We start from the raw sequence: 15,791 nt of genomic DNA, 5'->3' as shown, positions 1-15,791 counted from the left end.
AAACGGTATTCCGGCGGCGCCTCCCCCGCCCGGCGCGTTCCGCCACGGCCCGGGCGGGGCGCCCCTACCGTCGGGCCATGACGATCCACTGGAACGACAGGTTGACGGAGCAGCTCGACTGGCACTGGCGGCACCAGCTGCGCGGTCGCCTGGCGGGGCTGACCGACGAGGAGTACTTCTGGGAGCCGGTGGCGGACGCCTGGAACGTCCGGCCGCGCGGCACGGGCAGCGCGCCCGTCCAGGCGGGCGGCGGCGCGTTCACGGTCGACTTCGCCTTCCCCGAGCCGGTGCCCGCTCCGGTGACGACGATCGCCTGGCGGCTGGCCCACATCGTCGTCGGGGTCTTCGGGATGCGCGTCGCGAACCACTTCGGCGGGCCGAAGACGGACTACGAGAGCTTCGCGTACGCGGGCTCCGCGCAGGGCGCGCTGGAGCAGCTCGACGCGGCGTACGCGGCCTGGCAGGACGGCGTGCGCGGCCTGGGCGAGGAGGGGCTGGCGCGGCCCTGCGGCCCGGCGGAGGGCGAGTTCGCCGAGTCGCCGATGGCCGAGCTGGTGCTGCACATCAACCGGGAGACGATCCACCACGGCGCGGAGATCGCCCTGCTCCGCGACCTGTACGCGCACCGCTGACGGAGCCCGGCGCACGAAAGCGGGGCGCGCCGCGGCCGAGGGCGGCGCGCCCCGCCGGCTCACTCCCCGCCGCACGCCTCCTCGAAGTGGTCCAGGTTCTCCTGGAGCGACTTCAGCAGCCGGTCCCGCTCGGCCTCGTCGACCTGGACGGGTGTGACGTCGCGGGCGCCCGTTATCCGGCGGAAGCCGCCGCGGCTCTCCAGCCGGCCGGTCACGCGGACCGGCAGCCCGAGGAGGTGCGCATGGCCGGCGATCCGGTAGTCCTCCTCGCCGAGCGCGACCCTGACCTGCGCCACGTCCGCCCCCGCGAGGACCCGCAGCCGTACCGCGCCCGGGCCGTCGGGGCGATCGCGGCGCATCCGTACGACCGTGCCGGTCACCCGCACGGCCAGCGAGGGCTCGTCCCGTACGTACCGCTGGGCGGCCTGCTGCAGTGCGGGCAGGTCGCCGGGGGTGAACTCGACCGGTTCTGGCCGGGCCGGGCAGCCCGGCGGCGGGCCTTCGGCCGGTGACCAGGCGAGGGAGATGCGGACCCCTTCGGCGCCGCGCACCAGGGAGATCAGTGCCTCGGTCAGCTCGTGGCAGACGCCCAGCTCCACGGCTGCCTCGTAGGCCTCCATGCCGCCCGTCGCGCGCTGGTAGTCGGTGGCGTCGCGCGCCGCGTGCAGCGCCCGCTGGAGTCCGGCGACCGAGCCGCGGCCCGCGCGGACCGGTACGTACGCGGTGAGCCGGCGGCCCGCGGGGGCCGGGCCGACCAGCACCTGGTCGAGGAACGCCTCGGCCTGCCGCTTGTGCCGGGCGCCGTAGTACCCGGCCTTTCCGTAGGTGCCGAGCGCGCCGGCGACCAGCAGGGAGCGGGCCGCGGCGCGCAGCCGTTCCTGTGCGGTCCACAGGGTCGCGCCGGAGCCCTCGTCGGGGGTGTCGCGTTCCCAGCGCACCTCGTCGCTGGGCAGCGCGAGGCCGACGAGGATCTCGCGGGCCGAGGGCGCGGCACTGCGGGAGAGCGCGTCCAGCGCCTCGGCGAGGAGGTCGGCACCGTCCGGGTAGCCGGCGGCCCCTGGCACGAGGAGGCTGGTGCCGCCGGCGCCGCCGGGCGGGGTCCAGCGCGCGTACCGGCCCTGGGGGCCGCCCCGGCGCCGCCAGCCGTGCCGCGCCAGGAGGGCGGTGAGCACGCCCGGGTCGACCCGGGCGGGGTCGGGAACGGGGAAGGGGTGGTCTTCGGTCGGCCGGTACATCAGGGTCTCCCTCCCGCCCCGACCCGCGTCATGATCTCGCTGAGCGCGCGGTCGTCGAAGACCCGCGTGGTCGGGATCCGCACTGTGGTCTTGCGCCTGCCGGTGGCCTGCCGGCCCGCCAGGTTGATCCAGTAGCAGCAGTGCCGCAGTTCGAGCCGGTCGTGGCTCGCCAGCAGCCAGTCCTCGGGGCTGCGCGGTACGAGCATCACGACGAGGATCTTGTGCACCGCCACGGGTGTCCGGGCGAGCTTCACGAGGTGCTCGTTGTCCAGCGTGAAGCCGAAGCTCGCCCCAGGGGGGCGCGGCCGGACCTGGTAGGTGCACTTGAGCTGCACCTTGATGGTCACTTCGTCGTCGATGGTGTGGCCGGGCGCGCTGTGGCTGACGTGCCAGTCGATGCCGTTGTCCGGGAAGGGCTGGGCGAGCGAACAGCCCGCGGCAGCGGCCACGGCGTGGAGGTAGCCCACCTGGAGGGTCTCCATGGAGGCGGTGGTGGCGAGCTGGCCGCGCAGCGGTACCGGCCCCCCTTCGGGCCGGGGGTACCGCCCGCCTGCGGCTGACAGCCCACCCGGTTCGGGCTGCGCGAGCGTCATCGCTCCTGTGCCTTCCGGGCGTTGCGGTGGTGCGGGTCGGATGAGTGGAAGGGGAGTGGCCGGGCCGCACGGCGGTCCGGCGGACCGCGGCTGAGGCGGCGGTCCCCTCTGTGTTGTCTCCGTGTCAAGTGGTCCGCAAACAAGGGCGGTTCGACAACCGTGAGGGCCGGGTATCACCAGCTCGGGCGGCCCGGGGCAGGCCACCCGCCGCAGGAGCGCGAGGAGTTGGGACAATGCCGAGCTGGTTCGACGGGCCACTTGCCGCCTTCGACACGGAGACCACGGGGATCGACGTGGAGCAGGACCGCATCGTCTCCGCCGCCCTGGTCGTCCAGGAGACGCCCCGCTCGACTCCGCGGGTCACGCGCTGGCTGGTCAATCCCGGTGTGGACATCCCGGAGGCGGCGACGGCGGTGCACGGCCTGACGGCCGGGCATCTGGCGATGAACGGCCGGTGGCCTGCGCCGGTGATGGAGGAGATAGCGCGGGCCCTGGCGGAGCAGGCGATGGCGGGGCGGCCGCTGGTCGTGATGAACGCGCCGTTCGATCTGACGCTGCTGGACCGCGAGTTGCGGCGGCACCGCGCGTCGTCGCTGGCGGCGTATCTCGGTACGCAGTCGCTGTGCGTGCTGGATCCGCGGGTGCTGGACAAGCATCTGGACCGGTACCGCAAGGGCCGCCGGACGCTGACGGACCTGTGCGAGCAGTACGGCGTCGACTTGTCGGGGGCGCACGAGGCGGCGGCGGACGCGACGGCGGCGCTGCAGGTCGTACGGGCCGTGGGGCAGACGTTCGCGACGCGCCTCGAAGGGCTGAGCGTGGCGGAGCTGCACGCGCTGCAGGCGGTGTGGCACGCGGCGCAGGCCCGGGGCCTGCAGGCGTGGTTCGCCCGCAACGGCACGGAGGAGCCGGTCGACCCGCACTGGCCACTGCGCCCGGACCTGCCGGCGGCGGCCTGAGCGTGCTGAATGTGCGAATACACGCAGAAAGCCGGATCGTTGACGCCGGCCCTGCCTCATGTGCGGGGGGTGCGGGTGGCGAAGCCCCCGCCTCGCGTGGCGAAGCCACGTAAAACACGACGAGGGCGAAGCGGCTTGCGCTGTTGGCAAGCACGCTTCACCCTCGCACTTGTGGGCGATACTGGGTTCGAACCAGTGACCTCTTCGGTGTGAACGAAGCGCTCTCCCACTGAGCTAATCGCCCGGGGTTCTTGGGGTTTCCCCCGCGAACGAGCTGAACAATACAGGGCTCGGGGCCCTGGCTTCAAATTCCTTCGCGGCCGTCCAGCCAGGCCGCCAGCCCGCGCCGGCCGGCCCGCATCATCAGGGCGTGGTTGAGGCGGAAGAACGGGCGTCCGGGGTAGGCCAGCAGGCGCATGAACGGCCTGCGCACCTCGACCTCCTGCTCGTAGAGCGCGCGGGTGCCGGAGCCGTGCGGGCCGACCGTCCAGCGGGCCCAGCCGTCGATGTCGCCGTGCAGTTCGGTCTCCAGGACGCCGGCCGCCCGGTCCAGCCGGGCCTCGCGGGCGGCGATCCGCAGGCTGAACGGCAGCACGGAGCGGATGCGGGCGGTGCCGGACTGCTCGCCCGTCCGCTGCACCTCGGCGACCTGGGGCCACCAGCGCGGGTAGGTCTCGGGACGCTCCAGGGCGGCGAGGACGGCGTCGGGCGGCGCGTCCAGCAGCCAGACGCTGCGGAAGCGGTAGTGGTGCGGGCGGACCGGCCGGTCGGGCATGGGACCAGTGTGCCGCGCGGGACGCCGGAAACGCCGAGGACCCGGAGGTACGAGACCTCCGGGTCCTTGATCCGGGTGGGCGATACTGGGTTCGAACCAGTGACCTCTTCGGTGTGAACGAAGCGCTCTCCCACTGAGCTAATCGCCCGGGGCGCCGATGCCTCCCGGCCTGGCGCACCGCCAACATTACCGCATGTCAGCGGGGCTCATGACCACGGTCACCGACTGATCTTCCAGGGCATGACGAAGCCGAACTGCCACACGTACACCGCGAGGGCCGCGACCACGATCACGACGGCGATCGTGGTGAGGATGATGTTGCGGCGCCGGACCTTGGGATCGAGGGCCCGATGGGCGGCCTCGGTGACCTTGCGCTTGGTCCAGCGCAGGACGAGCTGGGCCCAGACGAACTCGGTCGCCCAGATCGCCATGCCGGCGAAGATCACCAGCCAGCCGGGACCCGGCAGCGGCAGCATGATGATGCCGCCGACGACCACCGCGAGCCCGACGATGAAGATCGCGACCTGCCAGCTCATGTGGAGGGTCCGGGAGCGCTTCACGAAATGCGGCGCCTTGGACCCGAGCTTCTGCGGTACTGCCGTCGCACCTCCGGTGCTCGCGCCACGGCCCCCGTCACTCTCCGCATTCATACTCGCAAACCTACCCGACGCTCCACTCCCCCGCATGAACGCTCGGGAGGATCCGGGACTCCGCCGTAAGAGGTACTCGAAGCCACCCAAAACAGTCAGAGGGGTTTACAACGCCACCGTAGGTGGCATGTCGATTTCGCCGACGTGCGAACCCCCGAGCGCACACTGAGCGAAAGGCCCTGGCGTATGAACACCACGGTCAGCTGCGAGCTGCACCTGCGCCTCGTTGTGTCGAGCGAGTCCTCACTGCCTGTACCTGCGGGCCTGCGGTATGACACGGCCGATCCTTATGCCGTGCACGCCACCTTCCACACCGGAGCCGAGGAGACGGTCGAATGGGTATTCGCCCGTGATCTCCTCGCCGAGGGCCTGCACCGGCCCACCGGCACCGGCGACGTCCGCGTCTGGCCGTCCCGGAGTCATGGTCAGGGCGTCGTCTGCATCGCCCTGAGCTCTCCGGAGGGCGAGGCACTGCTCGAAGCCCCGGCGCGGGCCCTGGAATCCTTCCTGAAGCGCACGGATGCCGCGGTTCCGCCGGGCACCGAGCACCGTCACTTCGATCTCGACACGGAGCTCTCCCACATCCTCGCGGAGAGCTGAGGAGACCCGCGGCCGCAAACCGCGTCAACCCGCTCACCACTCGCGCCGTCCGACTCGGGGAGACGGCGCAGGACGGACAAGTTCATACGGCAAGCACCGGCGCCGCCGCCGCGGAATCCACCGTGGCGGCGGCGCCGTCCGCGCTGACCGGCCCGGACGCCGCGCGCCGCACACCGCGCGTGCCTCCGCCGCCGTGTCCGCCCGGCCTTGTTGGAAGCGCTAGAGTCGGCGACCATTCGGCACAAGGGGGTGGCCGGCCGATCGCTGCAGATCGCCGGCCACCGCCCATTGATCCCGGGGGCGGCAGGGCCCGCCCCTCCCGGCCTGGGAGCAACCGTGATGATCACCCACGACAGCCGGTGCGCGCTGGAGGCGGTCGTCGACCTCCTGAACACCGCGCCCGAGGAAGGGGCCCCGGCGGCCCCCGACAGGCTCAGCGACGTGGCGGAGCTGAAGGAGTTCGTCGCGCGCAACAGCATCAGCGACGTGGGCACGCTCGGCGAACGGGACCTCGCTTCCCTGCGGTCCGTACGGGCGCGCTTCGCCGAGGTCTTCGCGGCCGACGACGACCGGTCGGCGGCGGAGCTGCTGAACGCGCTGGTCGCGGCGGCCGGGACCACCCCGCGGCTGACCGACCACGACGGGTACGACTGGCACGTGCACTACTTCGCGCCGGGCGCCTCGGTGGCCGACCACCTCGCGGCGGACGGCGGGATGGCACTGGCGTTCCTGGTCGTCGCCGGGGAGCGGGAGCGGCTGCGGCGCTGCGAGGCACCGGACTGCCGGCACGCCTTCGTCGACCTCTCGCGCAACCGCTCGCGCCGCTACTGCGACAGCCGGACCTGCGGAAACCGCCTGCACGTCGCCGCCTACCGGGCGCGCCGCCGGGAGGCCGCGGGCTGAGGCGGCGGGGCGGGGCCCGGCCGCTCGCAGCCCCCGCTCGTCACGGTCAGCTCACAGCCAGAAGAGGTCGTGCACGGCGCCGATCATGAGCAGGACACCGATGACGGTGAGGAAGAGCATCAGGGGCGGCTGGGACAGCGCGAACAGGCAGCCGCGGGACGGAGAAACTGGGTCGGTGGCCCGGGGAGTGTTCTCCCGGGGCAGGGCGCACTCGTCGTTCATCTCGCGGAGATCATGACGCAGCCGGTCTCCGCGGGCGGCGGACAGTTCCCCCGGGAGAGGGGGACTTCCTCAGATCCCGTGCTTTTTCAGGATGGCTTCGATATCGGAGAAGTCGTCCTCGCCGCCGCCCTGCCGGGCCGGCTCGGCGGCGGGCCGGCGGGCGGGCTCGCGTCCGGCACCCAGGGACGGCGCCGAGGCAGCCGGCGCCACCGCGCCGCCGGGCTGCGCCGCGGCGGTCGCCGCCCGGCGTTCCTTCCGTCGCCCGGAGCGGCGCTCGGCGAAGCGGCTCACGAGGAACAGCAGGACCGAGAGCGCCAGCAGGCCGAAGCCCGCCCACACGGTCGGCTTGAGCACCAGCCCCGTGATCCAGTCGATGATGCCGGTCATGACCAGCCCGGCGGGGATGAGCGCGAAGGCGGCGATGCGCGTCGCGGCCAGGAAGCGCCTGCGGAAGGCGGTGAGCGCGGCGATGCCCAGGCCGGCCACCGACAGCGCGGCGCAGACGGTCGAGGTCAGCATCGGATCCTCCTGCTGTGATGCGGTTTCCCCTCCATCGTGCCCCCTCGCACGCCGTACCGGCCATGGCCCGGGGCGCCCTCGGGGACATCTCGGGGTCCGGATCCTCCGCAGGTGCCGGTGGACCGCCGCCTCGGGGGCTGTGCGGCCGGGGCCGCGGAGACTGGAAGACTGGCCCCATGAACGACGCCCCCTCCCCCGCCGAGGCCGCCCTCCCCATCGTCCTGGACGTCTGGTGCGAGCTGCAGTGCCCGGACTGCCACACCGCCCTCGCCGACCTGCACGCGCTCCGTGCGCGCTACGGCGACCGGCTGGACATCCGGCTGCGCCACTTCCCGCTGGAGAAGCACAAGCACGCCTACGCCGCCGCGCAGGCCGCCGAGGAGGCCATCGAGCAGGGCCAGGGGTGGCCGTACGTGGAGGCCGTGCTCGGCCGCACCGCGGAGCTGGCGAAGCAGGGCGAGAAGCTGCTGGTGAAGGTGGCCGGGGAGCTGGGTCTGGACGCCGAGGAGCTGGACACCGCGCTGATCGACGGGCGGCACCTGCTGATCGTCGACGCGGACCAGGCCGAGGGCAAGGCGATCGGCGTGACGGGCACGCCCACGTACGTCATCGGCGGCGAGCGGCTGGACGGCAGCAAGAGCCAGGAGGGGCTGCGCGCCCGCATCGAGGAGCTCGCGGACCTGCTGCTGGCGGCGGCCGAGTAACACCGCCCCCGGCCGTCCGGCCGCTCACAGCAGCGGCTTCCACAGCAGGTGGTCCGTGGTCCGGTACCCCAGGGACTCGTACAGCCGGCGCGCCACCGCGTTGTCGGAGTACACGTTCAGCCCGAGCACGCGGTGCCCGGCGGCCAGGCACTCCCGCTCAGCGATGCCCATGAGGGTGCGCCCGTGGCCGTGGCCGCGGTGCTGCGGGGCGACCTGGACGTCGTACACGTAGCCGCCCGTCTCCCCCGGTACGGCGAGCGCGGTCCACAGCGTCCCCACGTCCGTCCCCTCGTGGCTCAGGACGCGCAGGCTCTGCCCCGGCGTGCGGACGCCCTCGGGCAGCAGCCGGCGGTGGCTGTCGGCCACCAGCTCCGCGACCCGGTCGGCCGGCTCACCCTGCGCGGCCATGACGCGTACGAACTCGGCCTGCGCCGCATCGCGCCAGCCCGGGTACTCCGCCTCGTCCAGCGGCCGGTCGGTGCTGCCGGGCGGCAGCGCGGGCGGCGTGGTGAGCGCCTTGCGCATCCGGCGGGCCCGCTCGGTGTAGCCGAGCGCGTTACTGAGCCGCAGCGCGGGCGTGGCGTCGGCGGGCACGAAGAACTCGATGCGCCGGCAGCCCCAGCCGCGCAGCACTTCCTCGGCGGCCAGGGCGGCGACGGTGGCGCGGCCCCGCCGCCGGTCGGGCTCGTCGATCCACAGGTCTGCGAGGCGGCCCGTGGGCAGCGCCGACCGCGGGTCGGTGGCGAGCCGGAGCCGGCCGACGGGGCGGCTGTTGACGCAGACGTCGAACGTACGGGCCCGGGCGCCGCCCTTCAGCTGCTCGTCCGGGCCGGTGGGGCGCAGCGTTGTGGTCACGGTGTTGTTCTGTCCCCGCGCGCGCCCGCTCAGACATCGGCCTGGTCAGGCGGGCCTCAGCGCGGGTCGAAGTCGGCCGCTGCGCGTTCGGCGAAGATCCGCATGGCCTTGGCGGTGACCGGTCCGGGGCCGTCCCCGAGCTGCCGGCCGTCGTTGCGGGTGACGGCCTGGACGTCGCGCAGGCTGGAGGTCAGGAAGATCTCCTCGGCCCGCTCCAGGGCGTCCAGCGGCAGGTCGGTCTCCTTGGCGCCGGTCCATTCCACGGTCAGCGCGCGGGTGATGCCGGCCAGGCAGCCGGACTCCACCGGCGGGGTGTGCAGTTCACCGTCGAGGACGACGAAGACGTTGGATCCGGTGCCCTCGCACAGCTGCCCCAGGGTGTTGGCGAACAGCGCCTCGCTGGCGCCCTGCCGGCGTGCGCGGGCCAGCGCGACGACGTTCTCGGCGTAGGAGGTGGTCTTCAGGCCGGTGAGCGCGCCGCGTTCGTTGCGGGTCCAGGGGACGGTGATCGTCGCCGTGGTGTCGGGCCGGCGCGTGGTCTCGCCGAGCGCGACGACGAGGGTGGGGTCCTCCTCGCCGCGGTCGGAGCCGAGCGGCGAGTGGCCGCCGGTGTAGGTGACGCGCAGCCGGCCGAGCGGCATGGGGTTGGCGGCCAGGACGGCGTCGCAGGCGCGGCGTACCTCGTCCTCGTCCGGGTCGGGCAGGCCGAGGCCGCGGGCCGAGGAGGTCAGCCGGTGGAGGTGCCGGGTGAGCGCGAAGGCGCGGCCGTCCTCGGCCTTCAGGGTCTCGAAGACACCGTCCCCGACCGTCAGTCCGTGGTCGAAAACGGAGACCCGGGCGCTGTCCGCGTCCCGCAGTTCCCCGTCGAGCCAGATCTTCATCGCGTCGTTCCTCCAGTCGTTTCGTACGTCTCCGACGCTACCGCCAGCAGCCGGGCCGCCTTCAGTTCGGTCTCCTCCCACTCGCGGCCGGGGTCGGATCCCCAGGTGATGCCGGCGCCGGTGCCGAAGCGCAGGACGGGACCGGCGGCGGCCTGCCGGTCGACCCAGAAGGTGCGGATGCCCACCGCCAGCTCGCCGGTGCGCCGGTCGGCGTCCACCCAGCCGACGCCTCCGCAGTACGGGCCGCGGGGCGCGGTCTCCAGGGACTCGATGATGTCCAGGGCGCTGCGCTTGGGCGCGCCGGTGACGGAGCCGGGCGGGAAGGTGCCGACGAGCAGCTCGGGCCAGCCCGCCCCTTCCGCCAGCTCACCGCGCACGGTGGACACGAGGTGCACGAGCCCTGGATGGGGCTCGACCGCGCACAGGGCCGGCACCGTCACGGAGCCGGTGGCGCACACCCGGCCCATGTCGTTGCGGACCAGGTCCACGATCATCACGTTCTCGGCGTGGTCCTTCTCCAGCAGGTCCTCCGCCGTGCGTCCGGTGCCCTTGATCGGGCCGGACTCGACCGTGCGGCCGGTGCGGCGCAGGTACAGCTCGGGTGAGGCGGTGGCGACCTCGACGCCGTGCGCGGGCAGGCGAACCGTTCCGGCATACGGTGCCGGGTTCCCCCGGGCCAGCAAAGCAGTCAGCGCGTCGACGTCGGCGCGCTCGGGGTCGGGCAGCGGCGCGGAGAGAATTCGGCACAGGTTCGCCTGATAGACCTCGCCCGCCGCGATGTGCTCGCGTATCCGGCGGACACCCGCGGTGTAGGCGGCCCGGTCCAGCGAGGAGGTCCAGGCCTCGCGCGCGGGCCCGCGCCACGCGCCGCGGGGACCGTTGCCGGGGTCCTCCCGTACGTCGCCGAAGCGCGCGCACACGAGGCGGCCCTCGAAGTCGGCGACCACGGCCCACCAGCCCGCGGAGTCCAGGGCGGCGGGGTCACTGGTGACGTCGCGCAGGTCAGAGGCGATGAGGCCGCCGAAGCGGGCCAGCGGAGGCAGGTCGGGCACGCCGTCGAGTCTAGGACGGCGCCCCCGGCGCCGCCCCGGTCGAACGAGCACCGCAGCACGCTGCACAAACGCGTTTTTGTACTGGCCCAGGAATCCGCTAGAGTTCAACACGTCGCCGGGACGCGGAAGCGAAAAGCGGAAGCCGACCGAAGACAGCAGCTCTCAGGCGTTAGTCTGAGGGAGGCACCTGCGGACATAGCTCAGTTGGTAGAGCGCAACCTTGCCAAGGTTGAGGTCGCGAGTTCGAGCCTCGTTGTCCGCTCTGAGTGGGGGATCTTCCCGAACCCCTACGCTCCTGGTGGAGTGGCCGAGAGGCGAGGCAACGGCCTGCAAAGCCGTCTACACGGGTTCAAATCCCGTCTCCACCTCCAAGGACGATTAGCTCAGCGGGAGAGCGCTTCCCTGACACGGAAGAGGTCACTGGTTCAATCCCAGTATCGTCCACTGGTCCGCAAGGACCGTCCCGCGCGATTAGCTCAGCGGGAGAGCGCTTCCCTGACACGGAAGAGGTCACTGGTTCAATCCCAGTATCGCGCACGCAGTGCCCATGACTCACTTCGCGGAGTGACCATGGTCCCCCGGACGATTAGCTCAGCGGGAGAGCGCTTCCCTGACACGGAAGAGGTCACTGGTTCAATCCCAGTATCGTCCACACGGCAGACGAAGGGCCGGAGCGAAAGCTCCGGCCCTTCGTCGTTGCCGTGGCGGCCGCGCCGGGCGCCCGGCCCTCCAGGGGCCGGGCGGGCACCGGCGATCAAGAGGAAAAGAGCATCCGGCCGAAGCTGCGGTGGCCGTGGTGACCATGGTGGCCGTGGTGACCGTGCTGTCCGTGGTGCGGGGCGCCCCAGGCCGGCGCCGCAGGGTAGGCCTGCGGGGCGGGCGCGGGCGGGGGCGGCGGGGCCTGCTGCGACCACTGGGACTCCAGCCGGGTCAGCGACTCCAGCTCGCCGTAGTCCAGGAAGATCCCGCGGCAGCCGGAGCACTGCTCGATCTGGACCCCGTTCCGGTTGTACGTATGCATCGGCGCATGGCACTTGGGACACTGCATGTCGGCTCAACTCCTGTGATCGCACGGCGGCGGCAACGAACCTCCGTCCACCGTTGGTGTGTTCACCCTACGACGCAAAACCGCACCTCAACTGCCCCGGTACGTAACAGCTTGTCACCAGATCATCCGTGCGCAGGACTCGACGAGAGCGCTCTCCACCTCGTCCAGCGGGCGGCCCTCCGGGGCGGCCTTGGCGATGGCCAGGGCCGCGGTCTGGACCGTCAGGGCGCGGGCGGGGACGTCCAGTTCCGGCCATGGATCCCCTTCGGGCCGTACGGCACGGCCGCCGGCGGCCCGGTACGCGCCGAGGAAGCGCGCCCAGACGTCCGGGGCGAGCAGCCCGCTCGCGAACCAGGCCGCGGGCCGGGCGAGATCCCACCCCGGCTCCCCCAGCCCGAGATCATCGACGTCGATGAGCAGCCAGCGGCCGTCGGGCACGGGGTGCCGTACGAGCTGGCCCAGGTGCAGGTCGCCGTGGCAGAGCAGCCCCGGCCCCGGCGCGGGCGCCTCGTCGCGCGCCCAGGCCGGCAGCGCGGCCCAGCCGGCCGCCACCACGCGGGCCGCGGCGGCCAGTGACGGCACGGCGTCGGTCGCCGCGGCCCGCATCCGGGCCAGCGCGCGGGCGGCCTTGGCGGGACCGCGCATCGGCGGCACCGGGCCGGGCAGCGTCTCCGGGTCCACGGCGTGCAGCCGGGCGAGGAGCCGGGCCGCGTCCTCCCAGGGCGCGCCGTCCGGGTCGTCCGGCGCGACCGGGAGGCCGTACGGCCAGCGGGTGAGGGGGCGGCCGTCGTCGTGCCGGACGAGGTAGCCGTCGGGGCCGGTGACCGGCAACGGGGGCAGCAGCGTGCCGTGCAGGCCCGGGTGGGCGGCGATGCGCAGCCGGACGGCGAGCGCCGCGGCGTCGCAGTCGGCCGCGTGCGCCTTGGCGACGGCCCGCCCGCCGCGCACTACGGTCCCGTCGGGACGGTCGGCGAGAACTATGGGGGCCGAGGGGGCGTCGGGGGGATGGGAGGTGTCGGGGGCGTCGGGGGTATGGGAAGCGGCGGGCGTCGTGGACGGGGCGGGCGCCTGAGAGGCCATGGACGCCGTGGACGCCTCGGGCGTCGTGGACGCCTCGGAGAGTGCCGCCAGGCGGCGTATCAGGGCGCGGGACATCGTTCCCCCTCGGTTCGTGCGGACCCGGCTCGCGCAGAGCGCACCGGCCGGCTCCGCCGCTCGGATCGTACGCACCGCCAGCGCGGCTCCCCGACCCGCCCCGGACGCGCGAAGGCCGGGCATCTCCCCAGATGCCCGGCCATTCGTGCCGTCCGCCGTACCCCCGTCCCCACGGGGTCAATCGGCCGGAGACTTGTCCCCGGAGCGCTGTGAGCACCCCGGTCCCGGACCGCTCTTCCGGGACCTGGGTCTCAGTGCCCCAGCAATCCGGCCACGGACGACGCTTGTGTGACGACGGCTTCCCAGCCGCCGAAGACGACGGCCAGCAGCACCGCCAGCGGCAGCACCATGGCAACCGCCACCAGCGGGTGGCGGGTGCCGGAGGGCTGGTGCCCGCCGAACGCGGCGGCCGCCCTGCGCCCCTGCGTACGGAGAACCGTCCGTCCCGCCGTGTCGGCCATCGCCCCGCTCCCCTCGTTCCAGAAGCGGTGGGCGTCCGACCTCGGGGGACGAGTACCGTGCCCACCGCTTGACCTCCACATTAGGCAGCGAGCGGCCGCGAGGCGTCAGCCCGACGTACTGATCCACTGGCCTCCAGGAGGATGACGGGAGACCCCGCCATCTACTCCCCTGGGTGGAGACCCGGCACCGGCATTCAGGGAGAACCCGGACGGGACGGCGCACCGGGCGACCACTGGATGCCGCCGGATGCCGCCGGAGACCGCCGGAGGCCGCCCGGTCATCCGTACGCCCGGCCCGCGGCCGGGGTACCGGTACGCCCGTCCCCGTGCCCGGATGCCCGACTGTGTCCCGGGACCGCCGCTTCGCGTGACTTTGGTCACTTCCGCCACTCCCCCGCCCGACACCGGCGGGGGCCGGTCGGCGGGCCCTCGCGGGACGCCGCCGCGCCCGCCCCGGTTCCGCTGCGCCGGCCGCCGGCCACGCGGCGCCGCCCGCCGACCCGTCAAACCCCCTGCCGTCGCCGACCCTTGGGCCCGGGCCGCGGAACTCCGCACGTACGCAGGCCCATTCCGGCTGCGCGGCCCGCGCCGTCCCCGCGCCGCCGACAATCCATGGCCGACGCATGCGCGGCCTGACAGCGCAGCGCGCCGTCAATCCGTAAGCTGTGGCACGTCAGACGGATGCAGCGGAGTGGGGCCTCCCCACCGCAGGTAGGGGACGGACATGGCGATGATGCGGCTCCGGCGCGAGGATCCGCGGGTCGTCGGCTCGTTCCGGCTGCACCGGCGGCTGGGCGCCGGCGGGATGGGCGTGGTCTACCTCGGGTCCGACAAGCGCGGCCAGCGGGTGGCGCTCAAGGTGATCCGCCCCGACCTGGCCGAGGATCACGAATTCCGCTCCCGCTTCGCGCGCGAGGTGCAGGCGGCACGGCGGATCCGGGGCGGCTGTACGGCCCGGCTGGTGGCGGCCGACCTGGACGCGGACCGCCCGTGGTTCGCCACCCAGTACGTTCCAGGGCCCTCGCTGCACGACAAGGTCAACGACGAGGGCCCGCTGCCGCCGACGCAGGTCGCCACGATCGGCGCGGCGCTCTCCGAGGGGCTGCTCGCCGTGCACGACGCGGGCGTGGTCCACCGTGACCTGAAGCCGTCGAACATCCTGCTGTCCCCGAAGGGCCCGCGGATCATCGACTTCGGCATCGCCTGGGCGACCGGCGCGAGCACGCTCACGCACGTCGGCACGGCCGTCGGGTCGCCCGGCTTCCTCGCACCCGAACAGGTGCGCGGCGCGGCCGTCACGCCCTCGACGGACATCTTCGCGCTCGGCGCGACGCTGGCGTACGCCTGTACCGCGGACTCGCCCTTCGGGCACGGCAGTTCCGAGGTCATGCTCTACCGCGTGGTCCACGAGGAGGCGCAGCTGGCCGGGGTGCCCGACGCGCTGGTGCCGCTGATCGCCTCCTGCCTGGCCAAGGACCCGGCCGAGCGGCCCAGCACGCTGTCGCTCTCGCTGCGGCTGAAGGAGATCGCCGCGCGGGAGGCGCACGGGCTGACCGACGGTCCGGTGGACGGGCTGCCGGGCGAGGCGCTGGTACGGACGGACCGGGGCACGCCGGACCGCTCCTCGGGCCGCCGGGCGGAGGAGTTCGCACGCCAGCGCGGGGACGAGCGGCGCGCGCCGGGCCAGGGGCCCAGTACGCCGCGTCCGCAGTCCTCCTCGCGGCCTTCCGTCTCCCGCCCGGCCGGTTCCCGCTCGGCGGGCACGGGCGGCGGCTGGCCGCCGGCCCCGGGACAGAGCGGCGGACGGCCCGCGACGGGCGGCAGCGGCGCGCGCTCCGCGTCCGCCGCTCCCCCGCCCTCCTCCAATGGACGTTCCGGTGCCGCGGCGTCGGGTTCCCACGGCAGGTCGGCACCCGCGAGCAGCAACGGGCGCTCGGCCGCCGGGTCGAACGGCCGCTCCGCGCCGGCGGGCTCGAACGGCCGGTCGTCCGGTTCTCAGGGCCGGTCCGGCTCCGGTTCCGTCTCCGCTTCCGGTTCCCACGGCAGGTCCGCCGGGCCGCACTCCGAAGGGCGCTCGGGGGGCCGTGCTTCGGGACGGGTGCCGGGCGCGCGTTCGACTGGGCGAAACGGTTCACGCCCGGCAGCGCGCTCCACGTCGGGCGGCCGCCGCCCGGCGGGCCCGGACCGCCGGCTGCTCCGTCAGCGGCTCATCGTGTTCGTGACGGTGACGCTGCTCGTGGCCCTGGGCATCGCCGCCGCCCAGGGCTGCCAGGGCCCCACCCGCGGCCTGGGCGTACTCGGCTCGGCCCACGACCGGGGAACGCAGGGGACGCACACGGTGGGCGCGCGGGTGACGGGTACGCAGGCGGTACACGTACACGAGGAGCGCGGGGCGCCCGTACACGAGGAGCGCGGGGCGCCCGTATCACGCGGAGCATGAGGCGCCCGTGCACGAGACGCTCGCGCACCCGTCCCACGCGCGTGAGGTGCGTGGGACGGGTGCGAGTGCGGCTGACTGATGTGGCGGGGGCTCGGGCGAGGGCTGAG

Annotated in this window: 18 protein-coding genes and 7 tRNA genes; 11 read left to right on the top strand and 14 right to left on the bottom strand. The window is 73.7% G+C overall.

The annotated features are described in order from the left end of the window. The first annotated feature begins 77 nt into the window (after positions 1-77). On the top strand, positions 78-632 hold the full coding sequence (locus tag ACZ6WH_RS07070) for a DinB family protein (RefSeq protein ID WP_469726630.1): 555 nt from the start codon (positions 78-80) through the stop codon (positions 630-632). 59 nt (positions 633-691) lie between these two features. Here the strand turns inward: ACZ6WH_RS07070 and ACZ6WH_RS07065 are convergent, their stop codons facing one another. Then, the gene (locus tag ACZ6WH_RS07065; protein WP_469726628.1) at positions 692-1,867 is read right to left on the bottom strand and encodes a hypothetical protein; all 1,176 of its coding nucleotides are present in this window, start codon (positions 1,865-1,867) and stop codon (positions 692-694) included. After that, complete coding sequence (locus tag ACZ6WH_RS07060) at positions 1,867-2,460, bottom strand: DUF4365 domain-containing protein (RefSeq protein WP_361565186.1); 594 nt, start codon at positions 2,458-2,460, stop codon at positions 1,867-1,869. The genes ACZ6WH_RS07065 and ACZ6WH_RS07060 overlap by 1 nt, the downstream gene beginning before the upstream one ends. Before the next feature lie 233 nt (positions 2,461-2,693). On the opposite strand from ACZ6WH_RS07060, the gene ACZ6WH_RS07055 reads away from it, so the two are divergent. Further along, the gene (locus tag ACZ6WH_RS07055; protein WP_469726627.1) at positions 2,694-3,419 is read left to right on the top strand and encodes an exonuclease domain-containing protein; all 726 of its coding nucleotides are present in this window, start codon (positions 2,694-2,696) and stop codon (positions 3,417-3,419) included. 172 nt (positions 3,420-3,591) lie between these two features. Here ACZ6WH_RS07055 and ACZ6WH_RS07050 read toward each other — a convergent pair. The 4 genes from ACZ6WH_RS07050 to ACZ6WH_RS07035 all read right to left on the bottom strand — a co-directional run bounded on the left by ACZ6WH_RS07050 (position 3,592) and on the right by ACZ6WH_RS07035 (position 4,844). Next, positions 3,592-3,663, bottom strand: a tRNA-Val gene (locus ACZ6WH_RS07050). A gap of 60 nt (positions 3,664-3,723) precedes the next feature. Further along, positions 3,724-4,194 (bottom strand): SRPBCC family protein, encoded by a 471-nt coding sequence (locus tag ACZ6WH_RS07045; protein ID WP_432851866.1) that lies wholly within the window; start codon positions 4,192-4,194, stop codon positions 3,724-3,726. Positions 4,195-4,270: 76 nt separating this feature from the next. After that, positions 4,271-4,342: transfer RNA gene (locus ACZ6WH_RS07040), tRNA-Val, on the bottom strand. A gap of 70 nt (positions 4,343-4,412) precedes the next feature. Further along, positions 4,413-4,844: a TIGR02611 family protein gene (locus ACZ6WH_RS07035; protein WP_432851868.1), complete on the bottom strand. Its 432-nt coding sequence runs from the start codon at positions 4,842-4,844 to the stop codon at positions 4,413-4,415. Positions 4,845-5,030: 186 nt separating this feature from the next. Between ACZ6WH_RS07035 and ACZ6WH_RS07030 the strand changes: the two genes are divergently transcribed. Together ACZ6WH_RS07030 and ACZ6WH_RS07025 are read left to right on the top strand one after the other, a co-directional pair. Beyond that, positions 5,031-5,444 carry an SsgA family sporulation/cell division regulator gene (locus ACZ6WH_RS07030; RefSeq protein ID WP_003959770.1) on the top strand — a complete coding sequence of 138 codons (414 nt, stop codon included), beginning with the start codon at positions 5,031-5,033 and terminating at the stop codon, positions 5,442-5,444. Positions 5,445-5,780: 336 nt separating this feature from the next. Then, the gene (locus tag ACZ6WH_RS07025; RefSeq protein WP_469726625.1) at positions 5,781-6,347 is read left to right on the top strand and encodes a CGNR zinc finger domain-containing protein; all 567 of its coding nucleotides are present in this window, start codon (positions 5,781-5,783) and stop codon (positions 6,345-6,347) included. Between the two features lie 51 nt (positions 6,348-6,398). On the opposite strand, the gene ACZ6WH_RS07020 is transcribed toward ACZ6WH_RS07025, so the two are convergent. Further along, a complete protein-coding gene (locus ACZ6WH_RS07020; protein ID WP_361565174.1) occupies positions 6,399-6,569 on the bottom strand; it encodes a hypothetical protein in 171 nt (56 codons plus the stop codon). 69 nt (positions 6,570-6,638) lie between these two features. After that, positions 6,639-7,088, bottom strand: a complete 450-nt coding sequence (locus tag ACZ6WH_RS07015; protein ID WP_432851873.1) for a hypothetical protein — start codon at positions 7,086-7,088, stop codon at positions 6,639-6,641. 176 nt (positions 7,089-7,264) lie between these two features. On the opposite strand from ACZ6WH_RS07015, the gene ACZ6WH_RS07010 reads away from it, so the two are divergent. Further along, positions 7,265-7,792 (top strand): DsbA family protein, encoded by a 528-nt coding sequence (locus tag ACZ6WH_RS07010; protein WP_469726623.1) that lies wholly within the window; start codon positions 7,265-7,267, stop codon positions 7,790-7,792. A gap of 24 nt (positions 7,793-7,816) precedes the next feature. Here the strand turns inward: ACZ6WH_RS07010 and ACZ6WH_RS07005 are convergent, their stop codons facing one another. Genes ACZ6WH_RS07005 through ACZ6WH_RS06995 form a run of 3 tightly spaced genes read right to left on the bottom strand, consistent with a single transcriptional unit; the run spans position 7,817 to position 10,580 of the window. Beyond that, positions 7,817-8,647, bottom strand: a complete 831-nt coding sequence (locus ACZ6WH_RS07005) for a GNAT family N-acetyltransferase (protein ID WP_469726621.1) — start codon at positions 8,645-8,647, stop codon at positions 7,817-7,819. Between the two features lie 56 nt (positions 8,648-8,703). Next, positions 8,704-9,528, bottom strand: a complete 825-nt coding sequence (locus ACZ6WH_RS07000; RefSeq protein ID WP_469726619.1) for an aminotransferase class IV — start codon at positions 9,526-9,528, stop codon at positions 8,704-8,706. Then, positions 9,525-10,580, bottom strand: coding sequence for a chorismate-binding protein (locus ACZ6WH_RS06995; protein ID WP_469726617.1), 1,056 nt, complete (start codon positions 10,578-10,580; stop codon positions 9,525-9,527). The genes ACZ6WH_RS07000 and ACZ6WH_RS06995 overlap by 4 nt, the downstream gene beginning before the upstream one ends. Positions 10,581-10,769: 189 nt before the next feature. Here ACZ6WH_RS06995 and ACZ6WH_RS06990 point away from each other — a divergent pair. The 5 genes from ACZ6WH_RS06990 (at position 10,770) to ACZ6WH_RS06970 (ending at position 11,232) form a co-directional block, all read left to right on the top strand. Further along, positions 10,770-10,842: transfer RNA gene (locus tag ACZ6WH_RS06990), tRNA-Gly, on the top strand. A 35-nt stretch (positions 10,843-10,877) separates the two neighbouring features. Further along, positions 10,878-10,951, top strand: a tRNA-Cys gene (locus ACZ6WH_RS06985). 1 nt (position 10,952) lies between these two features. Continuing rightward, positions 10,953-11,024 (top strand) — tRNA-Val (locus ACZ6WH_RS06980). Positions 11,025-11,045: 21 nt separating this feature from the next. Next, a tRNA-Val gene (locus tag ACZ6WH_RS06975) sits at positions 11,046-11,117 on the top strand. 43 nt (positions 11,118-11,160) lie between these two features. Further along, positions 11,161-11,232: transfer RNA gene (locus ACZ6WH_RS06970), tRNA-Val, on the top strand. 102 nt (positions 11,233-11,334) lie between these two features. Here ACZ6WH_RS06970 and ACZ6WH_RS06965 read toward each other — a convergent pair. The 3 genes from ACZ6WH_RS06965 to ACZ6WH_RS06955 all read right to left on the bottom strand — a co-directional run bounded on the left by ACZ6WH_RS06965 (position 11,335) and on the right by ACZ6WH_RS06955 (position 13,244). After that, a complete protein-coding gene (locus ACZ6WH_RS06965; protein WP_399705727.1) occupies positions 11,335-11,628 on the bottom strand; it encodes a TFIIB-type zinc ribbon-containing protein in 294 nt (97 codons plus the stop codon). Between the two features lie 114 nt (positions 11,629-11,742). Further along, positions 11,743-12,708, bottom strand: a complete 966-nt coding sequence (locus ACZ6WH_RS06960; RefSeq protein ID WP_469727202.1) for a phosphotransferase family protein — start codon at positions 12,706-12,708, stop codon at positions 11,743-11,745. Positions 12,709-13,034: 326 nt separating this feature from the next. Continuing rightward, positions 13,035-13,244: a hypothetical protein gene (locus ACZ6WH_RS06955; protein ID WP_432851883.1), complete on the bottom strand. Its 210-nt coding sequence runs from the start codon at positions 13,242-13,244 to the stop codon at positions 13,035-13,037. A 724-nt stretch (positions 13,245-13,968) separates the two neighbouring features. Here ACZ6WH_RS06955 and ACZ6WH_RS06950 point away from each other — a divergent pair. Further along, complete coding sequence (locus ACZ6WH_RS06950) at positions 13,969-15,684, top strand: serine/threonine-protein kinase (RefSeq protein ID WP_469726615.1); 1,716 nt, start codon at positions 13,969-13,971, stop codon at positions 15,682-15,684. Positions 15,685-15,791 lie beyond the last annotated feature (107 nt).

Source organism: Streptomyces sp. NPDC050806 (assembly GCF_055586425.1).
The sequence above is the reverse complement of the archived record's forward strand: the minus strand, read 5'-3'. Positions and strand labels throughout refer to the sequence as shown.